The organism is Microcoleus sp. Pol12B5 (assembly GCF_036701335.1).
GTDB lineage: Bacteria > Cyanobacteriota > Cyanobacteriia > Cyanobacteriales > Microcoleaceae > Microcoleus.
On the sequence record NZ_JAUBQQ010000016.1, the window covers coordinates 59,970 to 84,526 of the forward strand.

Here is a 24,557-nt window from a genome sequence, read left to right on the forward strand (position 1 = left end):
TCTCCATTATGCCAAATCCTGCGTGCATTCTCAAACAACAATTTTTGCAGAGCGTTGCCTCACCTTGGGAGAATCTTTGCCCTTGGACTTTAGTCCGCAGGATCGAATGACTAAAGTCCTCACTACAAACTCATCTGAATCGATATCATTCAATCGGACATCAACTACGGTAGCTGACCTAATTTTTGAGTAAGAATCGCTACAGCCACTTCGTAATCCTTTCCGAGGAGGTAAGCGAAATGATAATAGCTGGCAAGATAGAAATCGCAACCAAACTTCTGATAGCGATCGCAGATCGCCAGAAATCCAGAACGGGCATCGCTGGGCTTTGTGAACCAATCACGATGGTAAGAGTCCTGAAGAAACAGGGTGAGTGTCTGTTGGTCAGCACTGGGAATCAATCGAATGGGATCGATGCTGGCATGGTGCGATCGCGGCACTGGCAGCAGCAGGTTATACTCTTCAACTGTGAGAAAATCTGCGAGACTATCTTCAGCGATCTCAAAGTAGGATTCCTCCGGTAACTTGAGAAAATGGTGCCACGCCATCCAAAATTCGTGTTTGCTGTCAAATCCTGGATCGATATCTAATCGCCACTGTTGATCCTGACATAAATCATCGAGAACATCTTGGGGCAAATCCATGAGTTTCATAAATCGTTTCCCTGCAATCCTTTTAACCGCCTAGTGCGACTATTCTAATAGATATCTACAGAAGAAAGAGATATTTCAAAAGAGCGATCGCCTGCAAATAAAAGGTGCGCGCTCACGCTCCACTTATTCCTAATTCTCTAGCTCCTTTAATCGTTCAAACACCAACACTGAATCGATCGCCCGCAGAGCCTCCAACATTCGCAACTCGTGCGTTCCTCCCACAGTAATATACCGCTTTCCTTTCTTCTGAAGAACCTCAACAAACTGTTGGTGCATAGTCATCCGTAAATATTCGCTTTCTCGCGTTCCATCCTGAACAAACCCGAAATCCGGCTGAGTTAAAATATACAAATCGTAACGGCGGCTGTCTGCAATTTTTTCGACCATCGGGTGTTCGGAACCAAGGTAACGTTTGTGCCAAATACAAGTAGCTAAAGAATCTGTATCGCAGATAACGACTTTGTTAGCACGAGTAGCAATATCGTCTTCTATAGCAGCTTGTTTTTTGGCAATTTCTACAAATTCATAGCTGTCCCAAATTTCAGGTTCGGGCGAATATTGCCTACCTTCCCAGTAACACCTGCCGTATTCGGGAACCCAAACAGTTTGGTAGTGCTGTGCGAGCGATCGTGCCAGGGTAGTTGTGCCGCTCGATTCTACACCGAGCACGCAGACTCGTTTGGCAAAGTAGGCTTTGGCTGGGGGAGTCAGCATTTGCCAGTGTTCGGCTAAGTGCGATCGCAATTGCGTTCCAGAAATCGGGAATTTGAGCCGTTCGCGATCGACTGCAAAGTGTTGAGATCCCATCAGTTTTGCCCAAGGTTCCCCGTAATCTTCTGAAGTAAAAGCGATATCGGGTTTTCGCCCGGAAAGCACCTCAAGAGTCCTCTGAGCCCAAGGTTCGGGGGCTTCCGGCAAATCGTCGAGGACTTCGATAACTTCTGCGTCGGGATGCAAAAACCGAATCCAGTCGGCTCTAACGCTTCCTGCAACTGCTTGATTTGTTTTGTAACAGGCGAGAACGATTAAACGGTCAACCTTTTTTTTAGCTTCTCGAATTAAGTAGTCGTGTCCTTTGTGGAAGGGATAAAATTTGCCTACAGTAACACCCAGTATCATAAAGATTGCTGCTGTTTTAACTTTTGTTCCGAGTAAATCCGCTGAAAATTTTGCAGTCCGTAAATTGCCATCAACCAAAATATCGCGTACAAAATACTCGTCAGATATAGCCCGCGCGAGGCGTACAAGGGAACGTAAATCGTGTCTGCAACAATCCACAAATACCAGCTTTCGAGATAGCGTTCCATCAGGTACAACTGGGCGATCGAGCTTAAGATGGTGGTCAGGGCGTCCCAAAATGGTGCCGCACCGCCCAAATATACTAATACTGTTCGCAAGGCAAATACGCCAACTGTAACTAAGACTGCGGTGAGGATGAGCCAGCGTTGATCCATGCGAGATACAGGTTTTTCTGTGCTGTTTTCGCCGCCCTGCAGCCAAATATAAATTGCTCGCAAGCTCGTGATTAAATAGAAAAATTGAATCGCAACTTCGCCGTAAAGTTTAACTTGATAAAACACCGCAGCGTAGGCGATAACTCCGATTAAGCCGATCCACCAGCCTAGGGGATTGTTTTTAGCAAGCAGCCAAACGCTCCAAGCAGAAGCGATCGCGGCTATCGCTTCCATTAAGTCGAGTTGGATAGGGACAAACCACTGCACAGAAAGCAGGAGTACGAAGATGCTTGCTGTCAAGCCGATTAAGTTTGGCAGGTTCGCTTTTTTCATGGCAATCCCTATCTCGGCTGCCTATATTGACTGCGAAATCAAATCCGAATCCTTCTTTTCTTTTGAGCGATCGACACTAAAGTCTTCATAGTACGATCGCTCAGTATTCACATCCCACAAATCGTGCTTTTCGCCGAGAATATTTCTCACAGCCAGCATCCCCGTCAGCATGGAATGGTCTTGGTTGTTGTATCGGTGCATACCGTTGCGCCCGATCGTCTGCAAATTCTCAAATCCCTTCAAAAAACCTTCAAGTACCTGCAAGTGTCCTCGATATTCTCCATCATAAACTGGATAAGCTTTAAGTTGCCGTATGACCACTCCATCTTCCACATCAGCCGTTGTTGCTAACCCTAAACCAACCAATTCGCGAGTTGCTAATTCGATCAGTTCAGCGTCCGACATTTCCCAAATCTCGTCGCCTACGCTACAGAAATATTCCATTCCTAAACAACTTTTGCTGACATCGGGAACTAAAGCTGCGCTCCAATTCTTAAAGTTTTGAATTCGTCCAACTTTGACTTCGGGAGAGTGAATGTAAATCCAGTTGTCAGGAAACAAATCCTTGCGATCGACAATCAGCGATACAATCAAAAAATCTCGATATTTGAGAGATCGCGCGGCGTGCAATACCTCTTCGGGCGGCTGCGGTTTCATTCTTGCTACCAGCGCCGATATCGGCATACTGGTAATAAAATTATCCGCGGAATATTGAATTAATTCTCCGTTTTGCTCAGCAGTAATACTTTTAATTTTATTCCCTTCACGCTCAAAGCTAATCACTTTAGTATCGAGATAAACTTTGCCATCTTTATTCTCCACAGCTTCCGCGAACTTTTCCCACATCATCCCCGGCCCCAAAGCTGGATAATCAAACTCTTTGATTAATGTTTTAGTGTCGTTGCTACCAAACAAAGCATTAATAATTGCTGTCGTCAGCGACAATCCTTTAATCCGCTGGGCCGCCCAATCTGCTTGAATTTCCGAACAAGGAATGCCCCAAACTTTTTCAGTGTAAGTCTTAAAAAATGTTTTATACAAGCGTTCGCCAAAACGATTGATCACCCATTGTTCAAAAGTTTTTTCTTCGGTAAGTGGCCAAACTCTCACTTTCAGATAACTCAAAATAATTAGCGTACTCTCAATTATGCCCAAATTAAAGAGAGTATTGAAGGCACTGATCGGATAGTTAAAAAATTTACCTCGATAAAAGATTCGCGACAATCGTGGCACTTTAATAAACTCATTTCCCAGAACCTCTTGCCACAACTGCTGCACGGCTTCAACTTTAGTATAAAAGCGGTGGCCGCCAATATCGAAACGATAGCCTTTGTAGGTTTCTGTGCGAGCTATTCCCCCAACTTTATCACCTTTTTCTAGTACAACAGGGATGATGCCTTGCTTGACGAGCTCATAGGCAGCAGTCAAGCCCGCAGGGCCTGCACCCACGATCGCAACAGGATAATGTTTCACTCAGCCTACCTCCAGCTTTTTTATCGAAACTATACAGTTATTTATAACTTGTCAAAGGGATAGATGCACCCGTGAATACCCTGAGAAACTATCGATCTACCTGATGTTTAAGCACAAATTACCTTGATTTATTGAGCGGATACCGGCAAGCTAACTTTGCCAGTCACAGGCTTTTTTTGGTATAAGTAGCGACCAGTGCCGATCGCGAATGCCAGTCCGCTGTAAAAGTAGAAAAGCCAGTGCCACGGAATAGTTTTCAGGGCAAATAGGATACCGTGTTTACGGTGAAAAAATCGGTAAAGCGGTGCATTAATTGCTACCAGTGGTATGGCCAGCAAACTAGCCAGTAACAGAAAGCTCAGCGACCAGCACGTTCCCAAAACTGCCAGCAGCACTGCATAAGTTAAAATCACGCTAATGCGATTTGAAACTTGCAAGTTGAGGTCGTTATTCAATTGGCGATCGCGCCAAATCAGTTCTGTCCAAGGCAGTGCTCGGTAGAAAAAGTCAGCTTTCACCATCCCCATAGGTTTCCACTGCTTTAAATGCTTAACCTGCAATGTTTTGCACAGCCGAATGTTATAACCTGCTTGTTTCAAACGGTAGCCGAACTCAATATCTTCGATCGAAGCTTGGCGATAACTCTCATTAAAGCCACCCATTTGCAAAAAAATTTCCCGGCGAATCACTCCGCAAGCGCCCCAAAAAGTCGAAGCTTCTTCGTTACCTGTTTGGTGCACGTAGTGGTGCAGCAAGTTCCTGTACTGCGATAGAAAATCAGGATCTCCAGGATCATCGTCGTAAGAGCCAATGAAAGCAGCTAAGTAGGGATTATTTTTGAACACCGATATCGCATAGCCCACAGCTTCTGGACAAACAGCGACATCAGCATCCACAAAAAACAGAATATCTCCCTTTGCAGCTTGGGCACCCAAATTCCTTGCCCGCGCTGGCCCCCCGCATTCGGGAATCCTGATCAGTTTGGCGCCGAATTCCTTGGCCAGACGCCAGGAACCGTCGCTTTCGCCATCTGCTACTACAATAATTTCGATCGGTTTGGGCACAGCTTGAGCCAGTTTTGACAAACAGGTGCGGAAGTAAGAGCCCCCGTTGTGGACAGGGATAATAACGGATACAGTGGGGTCGGCGGTAGAAATCATTACCTAAATTGTTTAAGTTGCAGGGGCTAAAATTTGCTGGGATTTTATTGTTGCTACTTTACTAAGGGTAAAATTAGCTCTACTTTTTTATTTATAACTCGATTGCTGTTTGTATTCAACTAGATTTTTTGCTGGCATTCTCGATTGGATTTTCCCCAATTCATACCTGTATTCTACGCCATATCTTGCTGAGACTGACCTGATGCAGACAACAGCTTTACAAAATCTTTAAATATAGGATTGTTTGTGTAAACTTGCGAAAAAGCACCGGCAGGATTTTTGTGCGGCTGTGTTGCACCGCACAAGACTGTGATTTTATAAGTAAGTACACCGTATAAAATAAAACATACTTTCTACGGGTATCCGGGAACTGTCAGGACTTGTGCGGTACAATTTATTTTACAGACCTCATCTCCGAATGACTCCTGCACCAAGTGTCGATCGCGACTGCGGAGTCAATGCACATTTTATTATTTTTGGCAATATATTTTAAATATACGTCAAATATACGTCTTAAAATTTCTGACGCTGTACGATCGAGCTTTCGTAATTTGCTAACATACCCTTAGCTAGCTCCCTTTGAACCAAAACTTTTACATAAACCCTTTTTTATATTACATGAACAACTCCCAAAACACTTTAAATCAGCCATTAGTTTCAGTCATCATACCAGCTTTCAACGCTGACAATTTTATTGCTAAAACCTTAGAGTCTGTTTTATCTCAAACTTATCAAAACATAGAAGTTTTAGTAGTTGATGACGGCTCTACAGATACAACAGCCAAAATCGTCCAATCTTTTGCTCAAAAAGATAGCCGAGTCAGCTTATTCCACCAGCCAAATTCCGGCGTCGCCGTCGCCCGCAACCTAGCAATTGAAAAATCAAAAGGCGAATATATTGCCCCCATCGATGCCGACGATATTTGGTATCCGCAAAACCTAGAAAAACAAGTTAACTGCCTGAATTCCTCAGCACCATCTGTCGGAGTTGTCTATTCCTGGTCAGTTGATATAAATGAAAAAGACTTGCTCACAGGTGGATTTTATAACTCCACCATCGAAGGAGAAGTTTACACAGCATTAATTTATAAATATTTTATAGGCAATGCCAGCTCATCTCTAATCCGCCGCGTTTGTTTTGCAAAAGTCGGCGGTTACAACAGCCAACTTAAACTAGAAAACGCTCAAGGCTGCGAAGACTGGGAACTGCACCTCCGCATAGCCGAACATTATCAATTTAAAGTCGTACCAGAATACTTAGTTGGCTATCGGCAGATTGCCAGCAGTATGTCTAGCAACTATGCAGCAATGGCCAAAGCTCACTCTTTAATTATGGCAGATGTCCGACAGCAACATCCCGAAATTCCCAGCAGAATTTATCACTGGTCTAGCAGCAATTTTTACATTTACTTAGCTGTTAAAAGCAACCGCAGCGGCAATCACCGCAGTACATTATCTTGGCTGTATCGAGCTTTCAAAGAAGATTTATTAATGGCACTTTTGCGCCACAATTTGTATCTGCTGTCAATTGAAAGTATATTAAAAATAATACTCCCACCGCCAACAGAATCAGGGTTAGAGTTAAAACAAGCATCAGAATCGAGTGAAGGGACGACACTTGCTAGGATTGAGGCGCGAACCAAGGCTCACAGAATGTTGCCATCGCAGCTATACGAAAGAATGCGATTCAATAGTTTAGGAAATCGAAAATCTACATAAACCCTATGTTGAAAAACCCGGTTTTTTGAAGAAACCGGGTTTTTGAGGAAGCTAGAGGGCGTTTAATTCTGCCTGGTTGGTCGATCGAGAATCAGGAAAGAGGGTTAAATAAAAAAAATTAATTTTCCATTCTTACTTCTTCCTTTTCTTCCTGCTTCCTGCTTCCTGACATCCGTTACATCCATTACATCCGTGGAGCGAATCCGTTGCCGAACTTCCTTATTCCCTCTACTTAATATCTCTAAGCGTGAGAAGCTGTAGCAGTTTGAGCTTGGGGCTGCTTACCATCGGGCGAAATAGATTCCCCTTCAATAAACGATCGCAACATCCAAGCCATTTGTTCGTGCTGTTCCATCAAACCAGTCAAAAAGTCTGCGGTTCCGTCATCCTTAAACTCTTCACCGCACTGTTCAACGTGTTTGCGGAGATTGCGAATAATCAGTTCGTGGTCGTCAACTAAACGCGATACCATTTCCGTAGCCAAAGGCAAATCGCCGATATGTTCTTTTATCGAACCATACTTCAGAAAGCCCTCAGCAGTACCAATTGGATAACCACCTAAAGTTCTCACCCGTTCAGCCATAGCATCGATATTTAGTGTTAACGCCTGATAGTGTTCTTCCCACAACTGATGGAGCGATCTAAACTGTGGGCCAACTACATCCCAGTGATACTTTTTGGTTTTGATTAACAGCAGATAAGCATCTGCCAGGTCGTGATTCAATAGTTCGATAACGCCTGCACGCTGCTCGTCAGATAGACCTATGTTTAACTTACGCATTGAAATTGTTCCTTCAAATCTAACTTTACATTTATTAGAACAAATTTACCCAACCACTTACATCAACCCAGAGGACGATCGAAGACGATCGCATTTTAGTAAAATATCTGCTTTTCAGGTTAAAGTAATTGCAATATTGATACCCTTAGATAGATGCAATCAAACTTATTGTTCCGAAGCGCTTTTGTTTGCCGATCGCATCGATTGGGCAGCAGGGGAACCCCCGCTCAATCCCGCTATATAAAAAGGCTGCACTCTGATTGTTAGTAAAAATCAAGGAATTTATGCCGAAGTTAACGAACATCACACACACTTAATTGTGCGGGCGGGTTTAAATGATGGCATAAGGAACTTGCAATTAAATATAACCCTTGACCCCATCTAGTAGACCGAAAGAGAGAGCCTGTTTGCTCGCTTCACCTTGGGAAGGACTTGCGCTGCTGTGACCACCACAGCACTCAGCCGAAGGTATCAACGGCCGTGTAGCGTTTTGGGCCCCCATGAATGCTTTGTCCAACCCGACACTCTGATGAACCATCGTTATGGCAACTGTTTAAACCTGGTTCTTGGCGGATGGCGTCTCCAGGAGAGATAAAAAAAGCAATCCTCTGTGTTTGCGCGAAGGAGGAGAAAGAGGGCATTGCAGTTTGTCCTATCTGGGGAATCCGGGGTAAAGTAGCGGTAGGAAATATTTATCCATACTTTGACTAACTGTGCTACTTTCATTGTTAGCTGTAAACCATCATGCGGGAAATCTGCCAGAGCGTGGAAACCATATTTCAACTGCTGTTAGACGAACTCAAAAAGTCCACTCGCGCGTCTGAGCAGAACTGCCAAGATGTAGCAGGGCGACTCGCAGCAGAAGTCAACAGGATATGCACTGAAAGCCAGCGGATTCAGGCCTCTGGAGATATAGAAGGTTCAGCCCAGAGCCTAGCTCAGCACCGCCTGCAACAATGCCTCCACTATTACAATTTAGGCTCCGGGCCCGGGCGAGTAGAATTGCACAGTACCCTCAGCGCGATCGTCTATCGCTACATCACCCCTCCGCAGGTGCAGTCTAGCTATCAGGCGCGAGTAGAACTGATCAAAGATTTTTTGCAAGGATTTTATCTGGAAGCTTTAAAGGCATTCCGGCGCGAAACCCAACTGCCACCTACCTACAGTCCCCGCACTCGCTTAGAACTAGCAGAGTACATGGCCTTTGTAGAGCGCTTCGGCAAGCGGCGCATTCCTTTACCTCGGAACCGCAGTCAGCAACTAATTATTTTACGGGCCCAAACCTTTTCCCAGCAGCAGCCCAAAGAAACCTCCGTAGATATGGAACAAGCCGCTGACGGAGGGGCTTCCGATTCCGACCAAACTTGGAACGACACCTCGGTGCACTCCGTGCGGGAAGCGATGGCAGGACAGGGTTCCGCTGCAATTCGCCCGCAAGGCGACGAGTCAGAATCTCTGCGGCTAAACGTGATTGACGAATTAGTGGCTTACTTGAAAGAGCGCAATCAACAAGACTGCGCCGATTACTTCGTGCTGCGCTTGCAAGACTTGCCGACTAATGAAATAGAGTCGCTTCTGGGCATAACTCCCCGCCAAAGAGACTATTTACAGCAGCGCTTCAAGTACCATTTGCTCAGGTTCGCCATGTCGCACCGCTGGGAACTTGTTCACCAGTGGCTGGAAGCAGACTTAGACCGCAATTTGGGTTTGCTGCCTTCTCAGTGGCAGGCGTTTGGCGAGCAAATTGGTCCAGAGGGACAGCGTTTGCTAAAGTTGAAACAACAGGGTCTGTCAGAATCAGCGATCGCCCAAACCCTGGGTAGCACGGTAGCCCAGGTACAGAAGCGGTGGTTTAAATTGCTGGAACTTGCGTGGGAATTGCGAAATCGTTCAGATTCCGGAGAAGGGGCATCTAGTGATGAATAACGAAACGAACAGGGATGCAGAGGCTTTCGATCGCCATTTTTTAGACTGGATATTGCAGGTGCCGATCGCGAATACCTCTAACGAAAATGAGGAAAACCTCAATCCATCCCCTCGCTCAGAAGAGTGGGGCGACACAGAAGACAATTCCGGGGTGGAATACTGGGAATGGGACGAACCAGACCCGCTGGACTATCAAGTGGGGGCGCACAACAATGCACCCGCACAACCGCTGACAATTGGAGAAATACCGACCGTGCAAGACCGTTTTCAGACCTTGTTAAAAGAAAGGCTTAGAGCCGAAATTGAATCTAACCCGCCGCTGTTCCCCTGGGAAACAGAATTCAAAAGCTACGACCACGACTACCCAGACGATGTAGCCCCGCAATGGGTTCCCCCCCTACACATCTGGACTCCCCAACTACAAAATATCAGGTGGGGCCGCCTGCCAATTCCGATCGCCCAAGGGGTTTTTGCTCAACTGCTAGAACCTTGTCAGGAACTGGTAATGTCGTCGCTGCGGCAAGGCTCAAAGTTAGTTCGCGCTGTAGATAGCTTATTTCCGGGCCAGTCTCAGGAACTCAACGAGTTAGCTGGTTTAGTGCTCCGAGGTTCTTTGCGGGGACTTCTAGATTTAGAAGATTTCCCGAATTACGAAGCAGCCAGTACCGATCAACAAATGGTGCTATCGCTGTTGGCCGCCAAGGAAATCATTGAGTCTCTAACTCTCGATTGTCCTGTGAATCAGCCGCCGGTTTCCCGGGAGTGGCTGACTGGTTTGGGTGCGCTGACTCTGGAGGCTCAATACCTCTCGAACCCCAACAGAGAACAGCCCATGCCGTGTTTAAGAGTTGAGTGCCAATTTCCGGGGGCAGGAAGTTTGGAACTCAAGGGAGGAGATGCCGAAGCAACTGCCCACCGTCCGAATTCGGGGCATTTAAGTGTGGAGTTGTTTGACCCGCAACCTAACAAGACTTATGCCCTAGAAGTTCGATTCCAAAACTTCGAGACCAGACCTTTGATGTTTGCTATTCGTCCAATTTGGGCAGGACAAGATAGCAACTAGAAAGGTCTATTTAGAGTAAATAATGTAGGTGTTTACTCTGTGGTTTGACCTCACACAAAAACAGATGGAATCCCTCGACTGCTGTCGTGGAAAGTGAAAAAGTTTAGATCTTAGTTCAAGCCCCCAGATTCATCTGTGGAGTCAATCTAAAATCTAATGACAGAAAAATAAGATTTAGATATTAGTTGAAATCCAGATTTATCTGTGGGTTCAATCTAAAATCTAAAATCTAAAATCGTTTGACAGGGAAATAAGATTTAGATATTAGTTAAAATCCAGATTTATCTGTGGATTCAATCTAAAATCTAAAATCTAAAATCTAAAATAGTTGGATGGGTGCACATGACAACTGATAACCTGCGAAATATACCTGTGTTGGGTAAGCTGTGGGAGCAGATTGAGGCCATGCCTCCGCCGGTGATTGAGGATTCTTTACTGCTGCGAATCCTAGTTCAGTTGTTGGTAATTGTGGGAATTGTAGCTACTGACGTTGCTGCTGAAGAAGCTCTAAACCTGTGGGCTGTGCCTGTTAGTATTGTGGGAGCAACTTGGAGTTGGTACCGCCGCCGCGATCGCAATGTAGCTGCTAAGTTCTGCATAGCTATTGGAATGCTGGTGGCGCTGTTCGCTTTTTTTAGCCGCTTGGTGGGAGAATTGAACGATACGCGGTTAGTTTTGGCGCAACTGTTAATCCAACTTCAAGTGCTGCACAGTTTCGATTTGCCCCGCCGCAAGGATTTGGGCTATTCGATGGTAATCGGGCTAATTTTGTTAGGGGTAGCAGCGACTCTCAGCCAAACCTTGACTTTTGGGCCGCTGTTGTTGGTGTTTTTGGCTTTAGCACTTCCGACTTTAGTGTTGGATTATCGATCGCGCTTGGGATTTTTGAAGCCAGAAGCCATTGGCGAAAAAGCACAAGGTAAAGGGAAAAATGAAAGCCTGTCGCTATTTGCTGCTACTTTATCCCCAAAGTATTTTGGTTGGCTGCTACTGATAACTGTCGGGTTGGGGCTGACTATTTTTGCGTTTTTGCCACGCCTCCCTGGCTATCAGTTGCGGACTTTTCCGGTGAGTGCTCCTATTGAATATCAGGGGGAGTTTGACTCGCGCAGCATTCTGAATCCGGGGTATGTTAGAGGGGGAAATGAAAAAGGAACTGGCGGAGGAACGGGGAGAAATCCAGACTCTGGGCCAGGAGAGGTAGACTCTACTTTTTATTACGGTTTCAACCAGCGCATTAATCAAAATTTGCGGGGGGAAATGAAACCTCAAGTGGTGATGCGGGTACGATCGCAGGCTGCGGGTTTTTGGCGGGTATTAGGCTTTGACAAATACACTGGTCAGGGTTGGGAAATTTCTCGCAACGAACAAGCTCAAAAGCTGACTCGACCTAGCTGGTCTTATCAATTTTATTTGAATCCGTTTCCCAATGCGCCTCGGACTCAAGAGGTGATTCAAAGTTATACTATTGTTGCTCCAATGCCGAATTTGATTCCGGCTTTAAACAAGCCGAAGGAGCTTTATTTTCCTAGTCCAGAGGCAGCGATTGATGCGGAGGGGGGTTTGCGAGCGCCTGCAGAATTGGGAGAAGGTGTGACTTATACGGTGATTTCTAATGTGCCTTTTCGCGATCGAGCTTTGTTGGGTAAAACTGGTACTAATTACCCGAAAAATATTCGCAATTTCTATTTGGATGTGCCGCCGGAAATTGCCGCAAAGGTGCGGGCAAAAACTGAGGAAATATTGCTAGCAAGGACGAGAGTAGCTAAGTCTGATAGAGCGATCGATTCTCCTTACGAAAAAGCTTTGTATTTGGCTCAATATTTAAAGCAAAATCCGAATTACAAAATAGAAAAAGCTTTGCCTTACTTAGAAGAAGGTGAAGATTTAGTCCAGGCTTTTCTGTTTGGCTACAAAAACACCCAGGACGGCAAAAAAGTTACAGGTGGATATCCAGACCACTTTTCGACGGTACTGACAATTATGCTGAGGTCGATCGGGATTCCGGCCCGGCTGGTGGGCGGTTTCGATACGGGGGAATTCAACCCGTTTACTGGTTACTATGTTGTGAAAAATACCGACGCTTTTTTGATGACGGAGGTATATTTTCCCAATAATGGCTGGTTTGCTTTTAATCCGATTCCCGGTTATCCGCTGATTCCGGCTTCGGTGGAAGACAACCAGACTTTTAGTGCGCTGGAATCGTTTTGGAATTGGATCGCGGGTTGGCTACCGACTCCTCTCAGAAGCGGGCTGGATTCAGTCATAGGTTTTGTAATTGGCTGGATAACTTTGATTGTAGGCTGGTTTCTGGGACAGTTTGCTAAGGGTTGGGTGGGGTTATTTACTGGTTTGATTGCTGCGATCGCCTTTGGCTTTATTGGCTGGTTAATTTGGCAACTGTGGCGCAAGTGGCGCCACCGCCGCTGGCTGGCGAAGTTGCCACCCGTGGAGGGAGTTTATCAGGAAATGCTGAAAGATTTGGCGAGTAGGGGATTTGTGAAACCTCGCGCTCAAACGCCTTTGGAGTATGCTGAGGCTATGCGCGGGAATCATGCAACTGATGAAGCTGAGGTGATTGATGAGGTTTCGCAGGCTTACGTGCGGTGGAAGTACGGGGGCGAAGCGGGTAATTTGAACCAGTTGCGGGGGTTGGTGGAAAATTTGAGGCGATCGCACTTGAAGAAACTGAAAAAGCGCTGGTTTTAAGCGATAAGGGTAGGAAAAAAAGCGTCGCTTGCCTACCCTGTTGAGAAGTTCGACTAGCTCTTATTTAATCTTAATAAGTAACCCTCCTATTACTGGTAAATTTCTACCATAAGTTACTCAGTTATGTCATATAAACGTCCTCAATTTAATTCCTTTAAAGTCATCCAACGTGCTGAAGAGTTAGTGTAATCTTCCAATCGCTACCGCATTACTGTTCAAGTTGCTAAGCGTGCCAAGCGCTATCGGCTTGATGATTTGGAATATGATAACCTGATGGCGAAACCAGTAATACGAGCAATTATGGGTATGTCAGATGAGCTGACATACCCAGAGATTATTGATGAAGTTATGGAACCTTCATTTGAAGGAATATCGCCAACACCCGCACCAACACCCGCACCAACACCCGCACCAACACCCGCACCAACATCGCCGACAAATACAACATCATCGCCACAACCCAGGGAACAAATTCTTCAAATAAATACTGAAGTCAATGCTAATCCTCAACTACGACAACTGAAGCAAGAATCTAATTCAAGTGCTTGGAATAGTCTGGTTAATTGGATTGGTGAATCTATTTGTGAAATTAATTTTACTGCATCTGAATCGTCTGTTAAAAGGCTAAGCACAGCTACCGAGACAAATCTCCCTATGAAATGGCTCATGTACTTATTGTTCACAAATCATTACAAGCGGCTGGAGTGGATTTAGTTAGAGGAATTCCAAGAGCAGAAGCTGTTATCAGGGGGATAGCTAAGTACGATTTACCAGAAATCAGCAAACTATCGGCAGAAATGGTTTATCAGATTGCCGATATTTATGGATTTAACTTACAAGATCCCGAACGAAAAATTGAAGCTTTAACAGCCTTTGGTGCAGCTTTTTTGGGAGAAAGAGCTATTGATGCAGGTATAGACTGGCTAAAGTATGGCATGATTCCCAGTAAAATAATAAGTGCTTCTGCTAAAGCCCTCATGATTTATGCAGTAGGAAATGCTGCTTGTAAGTTATATGAAGCCAAACTTAATCAACATATTAATCCATTAACTTCGCCAACAATTATAAATAAAATTAGGGAACAAAGTCAACATTATTTAGATAACGCTACTTCCGAAGAAGGAATCGTTGCTCTGATTTCTAGCGAAATCAATACGGCTTTGACCATAGACTATACTAGACTCAGTAGTTTACTAAAAGTGCGAGAATGGAAAAAAGCAGACCAAGAAACCTGTGAGATCATAGTAAAGATAGCTAGCCGTGGTTTTGAGCAAAATTTGAGAATCTTGCCCATTGAGGATTTACGGACTATCAATCAACTTTGGTCACAGAATAGTAATGGACATTTTGGTTTTAAGGCGCAAAAACAAATTTATTGGGATGTGTCAAAAAAAGTAGGCGATTTTGGAGAAAAGATGGGCTGGCGAGGAAAAGCAGGTTTATTCGGTGGCGTTTTTGGTTGGAAATCCTATGATGATTTAAACTTTAACTTACAATATGCTCCTAAAGGGCATTTGCCAGCTTTTCCCTTAAATATATCTTGGTGGTATTACTCAGGTGAAGCAACGAGAGATTTTGCCCAATCAATTTTAGAGAGAAACGATTGGTAAAGTGTGATAAATAAAGCTGCATATTTCACGGAATAAGCCTCTACCAAGATGCAGCTTTCTTGTCTGTCTTTCCTTCTCCACTCGTCATTATTCAAGCAATGGCATAACCTAAGAAAATTCCCGTCAAGCTTCAAGATTTATGGCAACAAAACGAAACCACGATCGACCTTCAATGCGCCGCCTCCTAGCTCAAATCTGCAATGACATCAAAGGTTTGTTTGATAATTATCAAAAAGCTTGCAGTTTGGCATATTTAATGCTACACAGTTTGGGCAAAGCTGATATTGTTGCGGATTGCTGTGAATATAGTGCGATCGGCTACAAACAGCCCGGTACTCTTTCAGTTCACGTCTCAGCTTTAGAAGAACTAGACCCTTTCCTGCGGCTCTAGGAAGGCTGCCCCAAACGCACCATTGGCAGACTTGACGGCGCTATAATTATCAAATTTCACACTCGCCAACCTCAAGTTCCCTATTTATTTTATCCCGATTTTGACAGTAACCCGCATCCAGCCATTCACACTTCTATACACATAGATTTGCGTGACCTTTCTGTGAGCTATCAAGACAATTTTGATATGTATAATCCTCCAATTATAGTTAAAAAATAAGCTTTTGTTACTGCTAGCTATCCCCATTACGAAAAGTTGGTGAAACTCACTCGCCAAGAAGAAAAGTTAGGGATTCTCGATCGTGGCGTAGTTAAAAAGCATCGGGAATGGGTGAAGTGTTTGAAGGAAAACTGCGTTAAAATTAAAGGTCATCGCTTGTTTTGGCGATCGAATGCTGATTCAGAAAAATTGAAAATGCTGCAAAAAGCTGCCTCGGAACGTCACCAGAAAAAGATTGAGTTGAATCCAGGAAAGAGTGAACAAACCGCAGAGGACGCAGAGGAGGGAATAAAAGATGGACAAAAGGTTCAGATTGAAGCAGTTGAGCGTGGTTAGAATTGCTATAATCACCTGAGTGATCGTTAGAGTCGATAAAAAGTAGCAGGGAAACAGAGTCAGCACCCCGCTTTAATTTTTAGGCGGTTAAAACCGTTATCTCGCTTTCCTCTCAGTTCTCGCATAGACTGAGTTTCCAGCTTCGGAGGTTTGATCATGAAAATAATTTGGGAAAGAATTGATAATTGGCTGGCAGCCAATGCACCTCAAGTACTGAAAAGTCTCATACCGGGCGCGACTGATGAGGATATTTATAGGGCAGAAGCATTCTTTGCTGTAGAGTTTCCCGAAGATTTCAAGCTGTCTTACCGCGTGAATAACGGTCAGGATGAAGAATCTTATTCCCTGTTCCCCCACTTGGAGTTTCTCTCTGTCCAAAGCGCGATCGAAATATAGCATTTCTTACAAAGGTGAGGTACAATAACAACAGTGAGTAAACCAATTCAAATATTTGCTGATGTAGCTTCACTAAATGCAAACTATATGACTTTTGCGAACTATTTATAATTACGTGTCTTGATAAAACGGAGAATAGTTTTAAGTTTTGAGCATAAATTTTCAATTGGTGGAAAATCCGGCGAATATGGCGACAAATATATTAATTTTGCACCTTTCTTTTTGATGGCTTTTTCTATTGTTTCTCTGGTATTAATAGTACAATTATCCATCAATACACAAGCACCTTTCCATAATTTTGGTACTAACTTTTGGATGATAAAAGCCTCCAATGTAATGGCATCGATTGTACCTATTAAATTGACTGATCTTAAGAATTTATTGAGCGATATAGCTCCAATTATTGAGACATTTCTTCCGCGTTTATTCGGTTTTGGCTACGAGAGCTCTTTCACCTTTTAGATACCTAGCATATAACCCAACCACTGCCAATTTTACTCCATATTCATCAATGAATATCAAGTCTTTGAAACAAACTTCTCGGACTTTTTGCCAGAACTCATATCGCATACCCTGAACTCTGTCAGTGCCTTTCGCGATCGGAAAGAGAGTTTTTTTAAAGTCATGTTTAAGAGTTTTGCCATTCTTCCCATCGTTGCTACGCTGATGGTAAAACCAATTTTCTGGTACAGTAAATAACGGAGTTCTTCGAGAGTTGCATCATCCGAAGCTTCAATCAATTCGGCTAAAAATCAGTAGTTGTTCTGCATTGAGTTTCAATTTGACTCTGCATCGCTCAGTTCGAGGAGCAATATGCAAGGGTCTCCCGATACTGTTTAACTAATTTCTGGACGAAACTCCGAGGCTCCACAAAAACGGTTAGCTATTGCTCTGTGTGACAGGGTTTCATTATGCTACACATCCATAATTTTTTGTCGGAAATCAAGACAATAAATTTTCATTTTTACTAATGTGTGATACTTACTAAAATCCTTGATATTTGTCATTCGAGTGACTGCTGTGGGTCGAGCGACTGTTCGCTCGCGCTCCATTTAATTAGAGCTGCATAACATTTTGGGGTTCTATATTTTTCACTCCGTTCAAGTCAGTTATATCCTACCTCATCTTTCTGATAATTGCTATAGTATGGCATTCTGCCAAGGAATATGTTGCTAATAGATTATTTGAATCAATTGAAAAAATAGAAGCACTGTTACATAAACTGTTACATGAAGGAGGACTAATTATGAAATGGAACCGAAAAATAAAAAATAAAGGTAACTTAGTTAATACAGTTTAGATATTTAGCTGTTTGACAGCTTACCCCGCTTCATTTATTTTCCTCTGCTACCCCTACTTATTGAGCCGATAGAATAAATCTTTACTTGTGTGGGGAGTAGGGGTTGGGCAGGAGATACCGCCCTCAATATACAATTGAAATGCACAACAGCTTATTAATATTCCTGCCCCACAGGCGAACTAACTTGCCTTTAAATTTAGCCTAGGATGTTGATAATTCAGGCTTTAGCAATGGTTCTTTGCATCTTATTGTCGGCTATTGGACGCTGCGCGAACAAGCACAGGTGCGACGGACAAACACCAGGGCTGTGATGGCGATTAAAGTAGCGTGCATCCGGGCGGACATTAAAATTCCTCAACCGATACTGGTGACTTTGTACGATCGAACAATTTACCGTGAGTGAGTTTTGAATTTTGAGTTGGGAGAGGGAGAGAGTGGGAGAGTGGGAGAGTGGGAAAAATCCTCTTGTTTCACGCTGGACTTCTTCACGCTTGACTTCTTCCCTCAACACCCATCTGTTAAATCGATTAAATCCCCTACACTGGGCGTTGCCGAACTTCCCTCTGATATCAAATCCGCGCTTCATCGTCTGGCGTAAAATCGAGTCAACATCCAACACTCAACCATCATTCAGTTTGGCGACCCCGAGTCAACAGTCAATAGTCAACAATCATGAGGAGTGCAACCAGAATTGATATGACTTCTCCCTTCTGACTTTTCAAATCAAGCAAAAGGCGAGCCGATTTCTCATTAGCGCGCCTCCTAATTGAATTTTATTTTGTAAAACGTAAATGAGGAGATTGTTCCCATTTGAAAAAAATCATGAAGTCGTCTTGCTAGCGCGGCGGCGGCGTGCTGCAACCAAGCCACCCAAACCGAGAGCCAAACCAGTCATTGTCATCGGTTCTGGAACTGCTTCTGCGCTCACTGCGAAGTCTTGGAAGTCTGCGTCGTTTTTGTTACCACGATCGTCGAATGAGATTAGCGTGCCTCCATTAAACAGAGAACTTGTACCGTTTGTGAATTTTCCGGCAGCTTGGAAGACTTTGGTGTCTTCTTTGCCAAGTGCGTCCCACAGTTGCGATTGCGCGCCAAACACCGCTTGCTGGCTGCTGCCCTTGTTCAAGCTTGAGGTCGAGTACACACTGCCACCCCAGCCACTGTCGAGCCCCAAAGTGTAAACTTGATTTGCCAGGAATGTGAATACTGCCGAGCCAGAACCCACGACTGTATTGCCCAGAGTTCCTTTCCATTCGTTTGCCCACTCGTTGTCTGAGGATTTAGTTTCCGAAAACAGGGTGCTAACTAGAGAGACCGCCGAGTCCTTCACACTGTAGACTCCCACAGAGGATTGGTACATTCCGTGAGATTCTTTGAAGTTAAACTTGACGCTTGTATCTTGGCTGAATGTGATTCCGTTGGTACCAAAGGAGAAGGCTTGAGCTGGAGCTCCGGCGCCAAACAGAGCTGTGGCGGCGGCGGTAGCTGTGAGGGCGGATAAGAGTTTGGTATTCATAACCTGTTCCTTTTGTGCGATGGTCTTAATATTTTCATTATGCGATACTTTGTTTGTATTTGGTTCACTTTAGGTGAATTTTGACATATTCTTTATCAAGCCTTTACATAACCTTCACAAATGCTATCGATCGCATCTGCCGACGGCAGATCGCTCCCTAATAATGCCGACTCAATAATTATCAATATTGTGGCTTGAAACCTTGCAGTCGCGGGCATGGAGCGCGGGTCAGCCCAAGTAATTTGGATCGGGTTTATGCTAATTTTTTATGATATTCTCAAGTTTAAATTCTCAATAGCAAATACTTAAGTATAAATACGGTAAGATTCGTGGGTACTGACAGTTCCAGAAGTTTTCTATTAGCCAGAAACTGGGAATATGTGTTTTTTGGGGCTGGTGTAGGGGAGTTAAAGTAGTTTATCTATCGGGTAAATTACGTACAAAATGCGATCGTTGGGTCTAGGTATTTTGGTTGAATTAAATAGAGCCCCTGGCGTGAGATATCCCCAAGATGCGATCGAGGAGATGCAATTTCCGCAGATTGAAGCGGTAAAAGAGCGGATTGCCCCTCAACAAAGATTCTATAGAGAAGCTGTGGTTCCGTCCTTGCTCCCGATCGCCCACATCAAAACAGACCGCTGTAGCGTTCCTCTGCCCAAGGTTCGCCCCGCTGGTGGTAGCCGTTGCGTTCCCAAAAACCGAGTTCTTCGGTTTCTGTAAACTCCAGGCCGTTAATCCATTTAGCGCTTTTCCAAGCGTACAGGTGGGGAACTACGAGCCGCATTGGGCCGCCGTGGTCTGCGGATAGAGGTTCGCCGAAGACGGTGTGGGCGAAAAAGTTTTCTTCTCGGAGGAAGTCGGCGATCGCAATGTTGGTAGTGTAGCCGCCGTAGCAGTGTTCTAGGACGTGCAGAGCTTTCGGATCGACTTCTATATAATTCATAAAATCTGTGACTTTGACTCCCGTCCACTGCACATCGAGTTTTGACCACCGGGTGACGCAGTGAAAATCCGCCGTAAAGTTATTTTGGGGCATGGCCTGGAAGTCCGACCAAGTGAAAGTTTGTGGTTGTGCCAATCCCCAGACTTTAAATTCCCAACTTTCAATGCTGACCGAGGGTGTATCGCCGTAGGTCAGCACAGGAAAGCCGTTGGCGAGGTATTGACCCGGGGGGACGCGATCGATGTTTTCTGATTCTGGCTTGCGAAAAAATTTGCCCACCATTGATTCACGCTCTACAGTAACTGACTGCCATCCTGAGTATAACTTGCAGAGATGAGCGCATCGCAATTCATCTGAAGGTAGAAAAGAAAAGCACTTTTCTAGAAATAAAAATCCCTAAATCATGCTTGATGCCCGCCTAATTATGCCTTCGGAGAGAGCCAAAGCTAAAAATTTAAAAAATTTATCACTCCAGCGTATGAATTACCTAACCTTAAATTTTATCGTAATTATTGGTGCATTTCCGAATCTTTGATGTATTGTTACAATATGCTCAGATGCCATATGTCAAAAAATTGATGGGGTAAAAATCATGATCACAAGTTGCTTGATTCCGTTGACTGTATGCTTGATTGCTTGGTGGGTGACTGCCGGGACTGACAACAGAACGCTAGACGGAATTCCGGCTCCCATAGCTGCAATTATTGGAATGTGTTCGTTAATTTGGTTGGTGGCGGCGTGCCCTTGGCCTGTTGAACTTGCTCTAGTATTGGCGGTGCTGGTTTTCGGCAAAGCTTATTTGCAAAAAATCTTGAAAGTCGGCTGAATTTTCAGGGCTAGCGCTCCTATGATTTGCGGGAGCGCGATGATCGAGTGCTGCTACCTTGTTAAAGTTTTTTGCGATTTGTCTGGCTAGGTTCTCCGAGGGGGTCGCAAAGACGGAACCAACCCCAGAACTGGTGAAATTCAATTTATATATTTCAGTTAAAAATTAGAACATAAAGATCGACAGAGAAACCCGGTTTATTTTAGAGCAACCGGGTTTGTGAAGGTCGGAAATTTTCACACATCCCGCAAGAATTGCTGAGGACTTCGACACTCGGAATACAAGAAAGTGGGTTTCTGAACCCAGGAGTGTTGGTGTATGTGCGTAAAATGGCGAGCTGTTAAATTGGCAAGCGATTGATATCTTTATTAGAACCAATTACTACCATCGCGTCGCCCTTTCTCAAGCGTTCGCTTGGCTCCGGATTAATCTCGAACTTTTCGGCGCGCCCGACTGCTAGCAAGTTCAAACCATACCTGCGCCGGAGTTCCAATTCGGAGATGGTTTTACCGTCAAACTTTTCAGGAACGAGCAACTCAACGATGCTGTGAGCTGGGTCGAGGTCAAAGCGTTCTAAAATGCTGGGTTTTGTAAGAAGGCGGGCCAAAGAGCAGCCCATTTCTCGTTCTGGAAAAACTACATGATCTGCGCCGACTTTTTTCAACAGTTTTAAGTGAGTTTCCGAAGAAGCTTTGGCTATTACGTGACTTACCCCGCCTTCCTTAAGGTTTAAGGTGGTGGTAATGCTTTCTGCTAGGTAATTGCCGATCGCAACAATCACTGTTTCAAATTCAAATATACCAGCTTCCTGAAGAGCGCTAGGCTCAGTAGAATCTAACTGCACAACGTGAGCAGCAATACGATCGTTCAAAGCTTGAGTTACTTTTTTTTCATCGGTGTCAATTCCCAGGACTTCGTAACCCAAACCGTGCAGAGTAGAACACACAGCTTTGCCGAAGCGTCCCAAACCAATAACGGCAAACTGCTTGTTGTCGGCGCGCAAAGTGCGAAAAAAATTTAAAGATGACAGGTTCACTGAATATCCAGCGCTGAGCGTCTTGCTGTTGAAATTTTAGCAGAGACAGCGCCGCCTCCTTTTGATTTTTGGGTAAGTAGTAAAAGTTGATTTGGGTTGTCACCCATTGTTTAGATTATCAGCAAAGAGGCAGAATTTTTTATCCCACTAACAAACTTTCCTCAGCATACTTAAAAGACCTGGGTTTTGGATCGCCGAAGGCAGCACTCATCAGCAGCAACACGCCAACCCGACCTATGTACATTGTAGCAATCAAAACTAGCTTACCGATTGCTGAAATCTTGGCTGTAATCCCTGTGGAAAGACCGACCGTGGCAAAAGCTGAAACTGCTTCATACAGCGCTGCGATAAATTCTACTTCGGGATTGGTCAGCTCGATTAAAATTGCAGATGTGAATGCGACCAACATGGAACCGAAGACTACACTAATGGTTTTTAGAATCATTGCTGGCGGAATTTGACGCTGATAGCACTCCACATCTTCCTGCCCTTCGAGAACTGCTGTGGTACAGCAAAACAATAGCCTAAAAGTTGTGGTTTTGATTCCGCCGCCCGTGCTGCCAGGACTGGCGCCGATAAACATCAGCGCGATAGTCAGAAATAGCGAGGCTTCGGTCATTTTGCCAATGTCAATTGTATTGAATCCCGCCGTGCGGGGAGTAACAGATTGAAACCAAGCTGCCATCACCTTTTGAGGAAATTTTAGAGCGCCGAAAGTGTTTGGGTTGTCATATTCCAGCACCAAAAAGGCTAGCGTTCCTAAAATTAAAAGGACAGCCGTTGTAGTGGTAACAACTTTGAAGTTCAGGGAAAAAACTGTGCAGATAGGGCTTTTGTTGAAGCGATCGCGCAGCCACAGGTACATTTCCATAATTACTTGATAGCCGATTCCGCCAAATATGATTAAACCGCTGACTGTGAAGTTAACCATAGGCGAATTGATGTAGCCGATCAAATTATCTGAATAGATGCTAAAACCCGCGTTGTTAAAGGAATTAACGCTGTGAAATATAGCAGACCACACACCCTCTTTAAATCCGTATTGAGGGACGAAAACCGTCATCAGCAAAAACACTCCTGTTAATTCAAACAAAAGCGTTGTTGCTAGAATTGACTGCACGAGTTGTACTACGCCGGCTAGTCCAGATTTGTCGAGAGATTGTTGCAGGGCAATTTTGTCTTTCAAGCCAAAGCGGCGGCCCAATAACAGAAGCAAGAAAGTCGTGGCTGTCATGTAGCCCAAGCCTCCTATTTGCACCAGTAAAACTAGGCACAGTTGCCCCCAAAAAGAGTAATATTTTCCGACATCCACAACCGACAATCCCGTGACGCAGACAGCGGAAGTAGAGGTAAACAGTGCTGTTATTGGATCGCTCCAAGTTCCATCAATTGTGGAAAAGGGCATCATCAGCAATAGAGTACCTGCGAGGATGACAGCGAGAAAGCCCAAAGCAATGGTTCGCGAGACAGTCATTCGATTTTAGGTTTGAGATTTGAGATTTTAGATGTGAGAGGGAACCCACAAATCGATTTGAGATTTGAGGTTTGAGAGGGAAGCCACAAATCGATTTGAGATTTGAGGTTTTAGAGGGAACCCACAAATAGAGCGTCGGGCTTGAAGTCAGGACATCTCTATCTGGCGAAGGCCGGAGACCGATCGAACTCAATCGCCAAATTCTATGACAACAGCGGGAAAATAACGGTAGAATTCCTTTAATAACTTGCGATCCGGCGATGACATCAACACTTTACCAGCAAATTCAGCAACTTTACGACGCTTCTAGCGGTTTGTGGGAGCAGGTGTGGGGCGAACATATGCACCACGGTTACTACGGCCCGGATGGCAATTTGAAAAAAGAGCGCCGACAGGCTCAGATAGATTTAATTGAAGAACTGCTGGCATGGGCTGGAGTACCGTCAGAGAAGGCACTGTGTGAATCTTACCGCATTCTCGATGTCGGTTGCGGGATTGGTGGCAGCACACTGTATTTGACTGAAAAGTTTAGTTCGGTCGCGGCAAATAATTTAAAGTTGGATGGCAGGAGCGATCGTGATTTTAGCAGATCTGCCGAACTAAATAAAACGGGCGCTAGGGTTACAGCGACCGGGATTACTCTGAGTCCGGTACAGGCCAACAGAGCGACCGAACGCGCTAAAATTGCCGATGCTCAAAGCAATGTGAACTTTTTGGTGGCCGATGCTTTGAATATGCCTTTTCCTGACGAGTCCTTCGACTTGGTTTGGTCGCTCGAAAGTGGCGAACATATGCCCGACAAAATTAAGTTTTTGCAGGAATGCTGCCGCGTACTCAAGCCGGGAGGAACTTTGATATTGGCAACTTGGTGTCACCGCCCGCTGGGAGAAACGGCGGGAGAATTAACTGATGAAGAGAGAAAGGAATTGGCAGAAATTTACCGGGTTTATGCTTTGCCTTATGTGATTTCTTTGCCGGAATATGAGGAAATTGTCCGCAGTTTGCTTTTGACAAGTATTCGCACCGCTGATTGGTCAAAAGCTGTTGCTCCTTTTTGGGATGTGGTGATCGATTCTGCTTTGACTCCGAGCGCGATTTGGGGTTTGCTAACGAGTGGTTGGACGACTATTCAAGCAGCACTTGCTCTCGGATTGATGAGCCGTGGATATCAGAGCGGGTTGATTCGTTTTGGGCTGATTTGTGCTGTAAAATAACAGGCATATATCAGAGAAGTTTTGA

The 24,557-nt window shown here is 44.6% G+C and carries 22 protein-coding genes and 3 pseudogenes; 14 read left to right on the plus strand and 11 right to left on the minus strand.

Annotation, left to right across the window (positions count from 1 at the left end; genetic code table 11):
• Window positions 1-164: 164 nt before the first annotated feature.
• The 5 genes from QUA24_RS10795 to QUA24_RS10815 all read right to left on the minus strand — a co-directional run bounded on the left by QUA24_RS10795 (window position 165) and on the right by QUA24_RS10815 (window position 5,073).
• Entirely contained in the window at window positions 165-653 is a 489-nt protein-coding gene (locus QUA24_RS10795) for a hypothetical protein (RefSeq protein ID WP_333229507.1), read from the minus strand.
• A gap of 129 nt (window positions 654-782) precedes the next feature.
• Window positions 783-1,772: an AAA family ATPase gene (locus QUA24_RS10800; protein ID WP_333229509.1), complete on the minus strand. Its 990-nt coding sequence runs from the start codon at window positions 1,770-1,772 to the stop codon at window positions 783-785.
• Window positions 1,769-2,440 carry a nicotinamide riboside transporter PnuC gene (gene pnuC, locus QUA24_RS10805; protein ID WP_333229511.1) on the minus strand — a complete coding sequence of 224 codons (672 nt, stop codon included), beginning with the start codon at window positions 2,438-2,440 and terminating at the stop codon, window positions 1,769-1,771. Before pnuC ends, QUA24_RS10800 begins: the two co-directional genes overlap by 4 nt.
• A 21-nt stretch (window positions 2,441-2,461) precedes the next feature.
• Entirely contained in the window at window positions 2,462-3,913 is a 1,452-nt protein-coding gene (locus QUA24_RS10810; RefSeq protein WP_333214098.1) for an NAD(P)/FAD-dependent oxidoreductase, read from the minus strand.
• A gap of 128 nt (window positions 3,914-4,041) precedes the next feature.
• On the minus strand, window positions 4,042-5,073 hold the full coding sequence (locus QUA24_RS10815; RefSeq protein WP_333214100.1) for a glycosyltransferase family 2 protein: 1,032 nt from the start codon (window positions 5,071-5,073) through the stop codon (window positions 4,042-4,044).
• A gap of 618 nt (window positions 5,074-5,691) precedes the next feature.
• Here QUA24_RS10815 and QUA24_RS10820 point away from each other — a divergent pair.
• Window positions 5,692-6,792, plus strand: a complete 1,101-nt coding sequence (locus QUA24_RS10820) for a glycosyltransferase family 2 protein (RefSeq protein ID WP_333214102.1) — start codon at window positions 5,692-5,694, stop codon at window positions 6,790-6,792.
• A gap of 241 nt (window positions 6,793-7,033) precedes the next feature.
• Here QUA24_RS10820 and QUA24_RS10825 read toward each other — a convergent pair whose 3' ends face one another.
• Window positions 7,034-7,573, minus strand: a complete 540-nt coding sequence (locus QUA24_RS10825; RefSeq protein WP_333080946.1) for a Dps family protein — start codon at window positions 7,571-7,573, stop codon at window positions 7,034-7,036.
• Between QUA24_RS10825 and QUA24_RS10830 the strand changes: the two genes are divergently transcribed.
• The 9 genes and pseudogenes from QUA24_RS10830 to QUA24_RS10870 all read left to right on the plus strand — a co-directional run bounded on the left by QUA24_RS10830 (window position 7,557) and on the right by QUA24_RS10870 (window position 16,223).
• Complete coding sequence (locus QUA24_RS10830) at window positions 7,557-7,817, plus strand: hypothetical protein (protein ID WP_333214104.1); 261 nt, start codon at window positions 7,557-7,559, stop codon at window positions 7,815-7,817. The genes QUA24_RS10825 and QUA24_RS10830 overlap by 17 nt on opposite strands.
• A gap of 500 nt (window positions 7,818-8,317) precedes the next feature.
• Window positions 8,318-9,499, plus strand: a complete 1,182-nt coding sequence (gene hetZ / locus QUA24_RS10835; RefSeq protein ID WP_333214106.1) for a heterocyst differentiation protein HetZ — start codon at window positions 8,318-8,320, stop codon at window positions 9,497-9,499.
• Window positions 9,492-10,562, plus strand: a complete 1,071-nt coding sequence (locus QUA24_RS10840; protein WP_333229513.1) for a hypothetical protein — start codon at window positions 9,492-9,494, stop codon at window positions 10,560-10,562. The genes hetZ and QUA24_RS10840 overlap by 8 nt, the downstream gene beginning before the upstream one ends.
• Before the next feature lie 342 nt (window positions 10,563-10,904).
• Window positions 10,905-13,271: a transglutaminaseTgpA domain-containing protein gene (locus QUA24_RS10845; RefSeq protein ID WP_333229515.1), complete on the plus strand. Its 2,367-nt coding sequence runs from the start codon at window positions 10,905-10,907 to the stop codon at window positions 13,269-13,271.
• A gap of 123 nt (window positions 13,272-13,394) precedes the next feature.
• Window positions 13,395-13,616, plus strand: a pseudogene (locus QUA24_RS10850) (DNA-directed RNA polymerase subunit omega); the annotation flags it as partial.
• Window positions 13,617-13,930: 314 nt separating this feature from the next.
• Window positions 13,931-14,881: a GUN4 domain-containing protein gene (locus QUA24_RS10855; RefSeq protein WP_333229517.1), complete on the plus strand. Its 951-nt coding sequence runs from the start codon at window positions 13,931-13,933 to the stop codon at window positions 14,879-14,881.
• 139 nt (window positions 14,882-15,020) lie between these two features.
• Window positions 15,021-15,272, plus strand: a complete 252-nt coding sequence (locus QUA24_RS10860; RefSeq protein WP_333229518.1) for a hypothetical protein — start codon at window positions 15,021-15,023, stop codon at window positions 15,270-15,272.
• Window positions 15,273-15,530: 258 nt separating this feature from the next.
• A complete protein-coding gene (locus QUA24_RS10865; RefSeq protein WP_333229520.1) occupies window positions 15,531-15,827 on the plus strand; it encodes a hypothetical protein in 297 nt (98 codons plus the stop codon).
• A 156-nt stretch (window positions 15,828-15,983) separates the two neighbouring features.
• Complete coding sequence (locus tag QUA24_RS10870; protein WP_333229522.1) at window positions 15,984-16,223, plus strand: SMI1/KNR4 family protein; 240 nt, start codon at window positions 15,984-15,986, stop codon at window positions 16,221-16,223.
• A gap of 6 nt (window positions 16,224-16,229) precedes the next feature.
• Here the strand turns inward: QUA24_RS10870 and QUA24_RS10875 are convergent.
• Window positions 16,230-17,125 (minus strand): annotated as a pseudogene (locus tag QUA24_RS10875) (IS630 family transposase).
• A gap of 230 nt (window positions 17,126-17,355) precedes the next feature.
• Here QUA24_RS10875 and QUA24_RS10880 point away from each other — a divergent pair.
• A pseudogene (locus QUA24_RS10880) lies at window positions 17,356-17,523 on the plus strand (IS630 family transposase); the annotation flags it as partial.
• A 238-nt stretch (window positions 17,524-17,761) separates the two neighbouring features.
• The gene (locus QUA24_RS10885; RefSeq protein WP_333229524.1) at window positions 17,762-17,926 is read left to right on the plus strand and encodes a hypothetical protein; all 165 of its coding nucleotides are present in this window, start codon (window positions 17,762-17,764) and stop codon (window positions 17,924-17,926) included.
• Window positions 17,927-18,343: 417 nt separating this feature from the next.
• Here QUA24_RS10885 and QUA24_RS10890 read toward each other — a convergent pair whose 3' ends face one another.
• Both QUA24_RS10890 and QUA24_RS10895 read right to left on the minus strand, forming a co-directional pair.
• Window positions 18,344-19,039: a PEP-CTERM sorting domain-containing protein gene (locus QUA24_RS10890; RefSeq protein ID WP_333229527.1), complete on the minus strand. Its 696-nt coding sequence runs from the start codon at window positions 19,037-19,039 to the stop codon at window positions 18,344-18,346.
• A gap of 625 nt (window positions 19,040-19,664) precedes the next feature.
• Window positions 19,665-20,264, minus strand: a complete 600-nt coding sequence (locus QUA24_RS10895) for a sulfite oxidase-like oxidoreductase (protein ID WP_333229528.1) — start codon at window positions 20,262-20,264, stop codon at window positions 19,665-19,667.
• A 310-nt stretch (window positions 20,265-20,574) separates the two neighbouring features.
• Here QUA24_RS10895 and QUA24_RS10900 point away from each other — a divergent pair, with 310 nt between their 5' ends.
• Window positions 20,575-20,808, plus strand: coding sequence for a hypothetical protein (locus tag QUA24_RS10900; RefSeq protein ID WP_333080936.1), 234 nt, complete (start codon window positions 20,575-20,577; stop codon window positions 20,806-20,808).
• A 340-nt stretch (window positions 20,809-21,148) separates the two neighbouring features.
• Here the strand turns inward: QUA24_RS10900 and QUA24_RS10905 are convergent, their stop codons facing one another.
• Both QUA24_RS10905 and QUA24_RS10910 read right to left on the minus strand, forming a co-directional pair.
• Window positions 21,149-21,844 (minus strand): TrkA family potassium uptake protein, encoded by a 696-nt coding sequence (locus QUA24_RS10905; RefSeq protein WP_333137393.1) that lies wholly within the window; start codon window positions 21,842-21,844, stop codon window positions 21,149-21,151.
• A gap of 139 nt (window positions 21,845-21,983) precedes the next feature.
• Window positions 21,984-23,318: a TrkH family potassium uptake protein gene (locus QUA24_RS10910; RefSeq protein WP_333229530.1), complete on the minus strand. Its 1,335-nt coding sequence runs from the start codon at window positions 23,316-23,318 to the stop codon at window positions 21,984-21,986.
• Between the two features lie 260 nt (window positions 23,319-23,578).
• Here QUA24_RS10910 and QUA24_RS10915 point away from each other — a divergent pair, with 260 nt between their 5' ends.
• The gene (locus QUA24_RS10915) at window positions 23,579-24,532 is read left to right on the plus strand and encodes a methyltransferase domain-containing protein (RefSeq protein ID WP_333229532.1); all 954 of its coding nucleotides are present in this window, start codon (window positions 23,579-23,581) and stop codon (window positions 24,530-24,532) included.
• The last annotated feature ends 25 nt before the right edge of the window (window positions 24,533-24,557 follow it).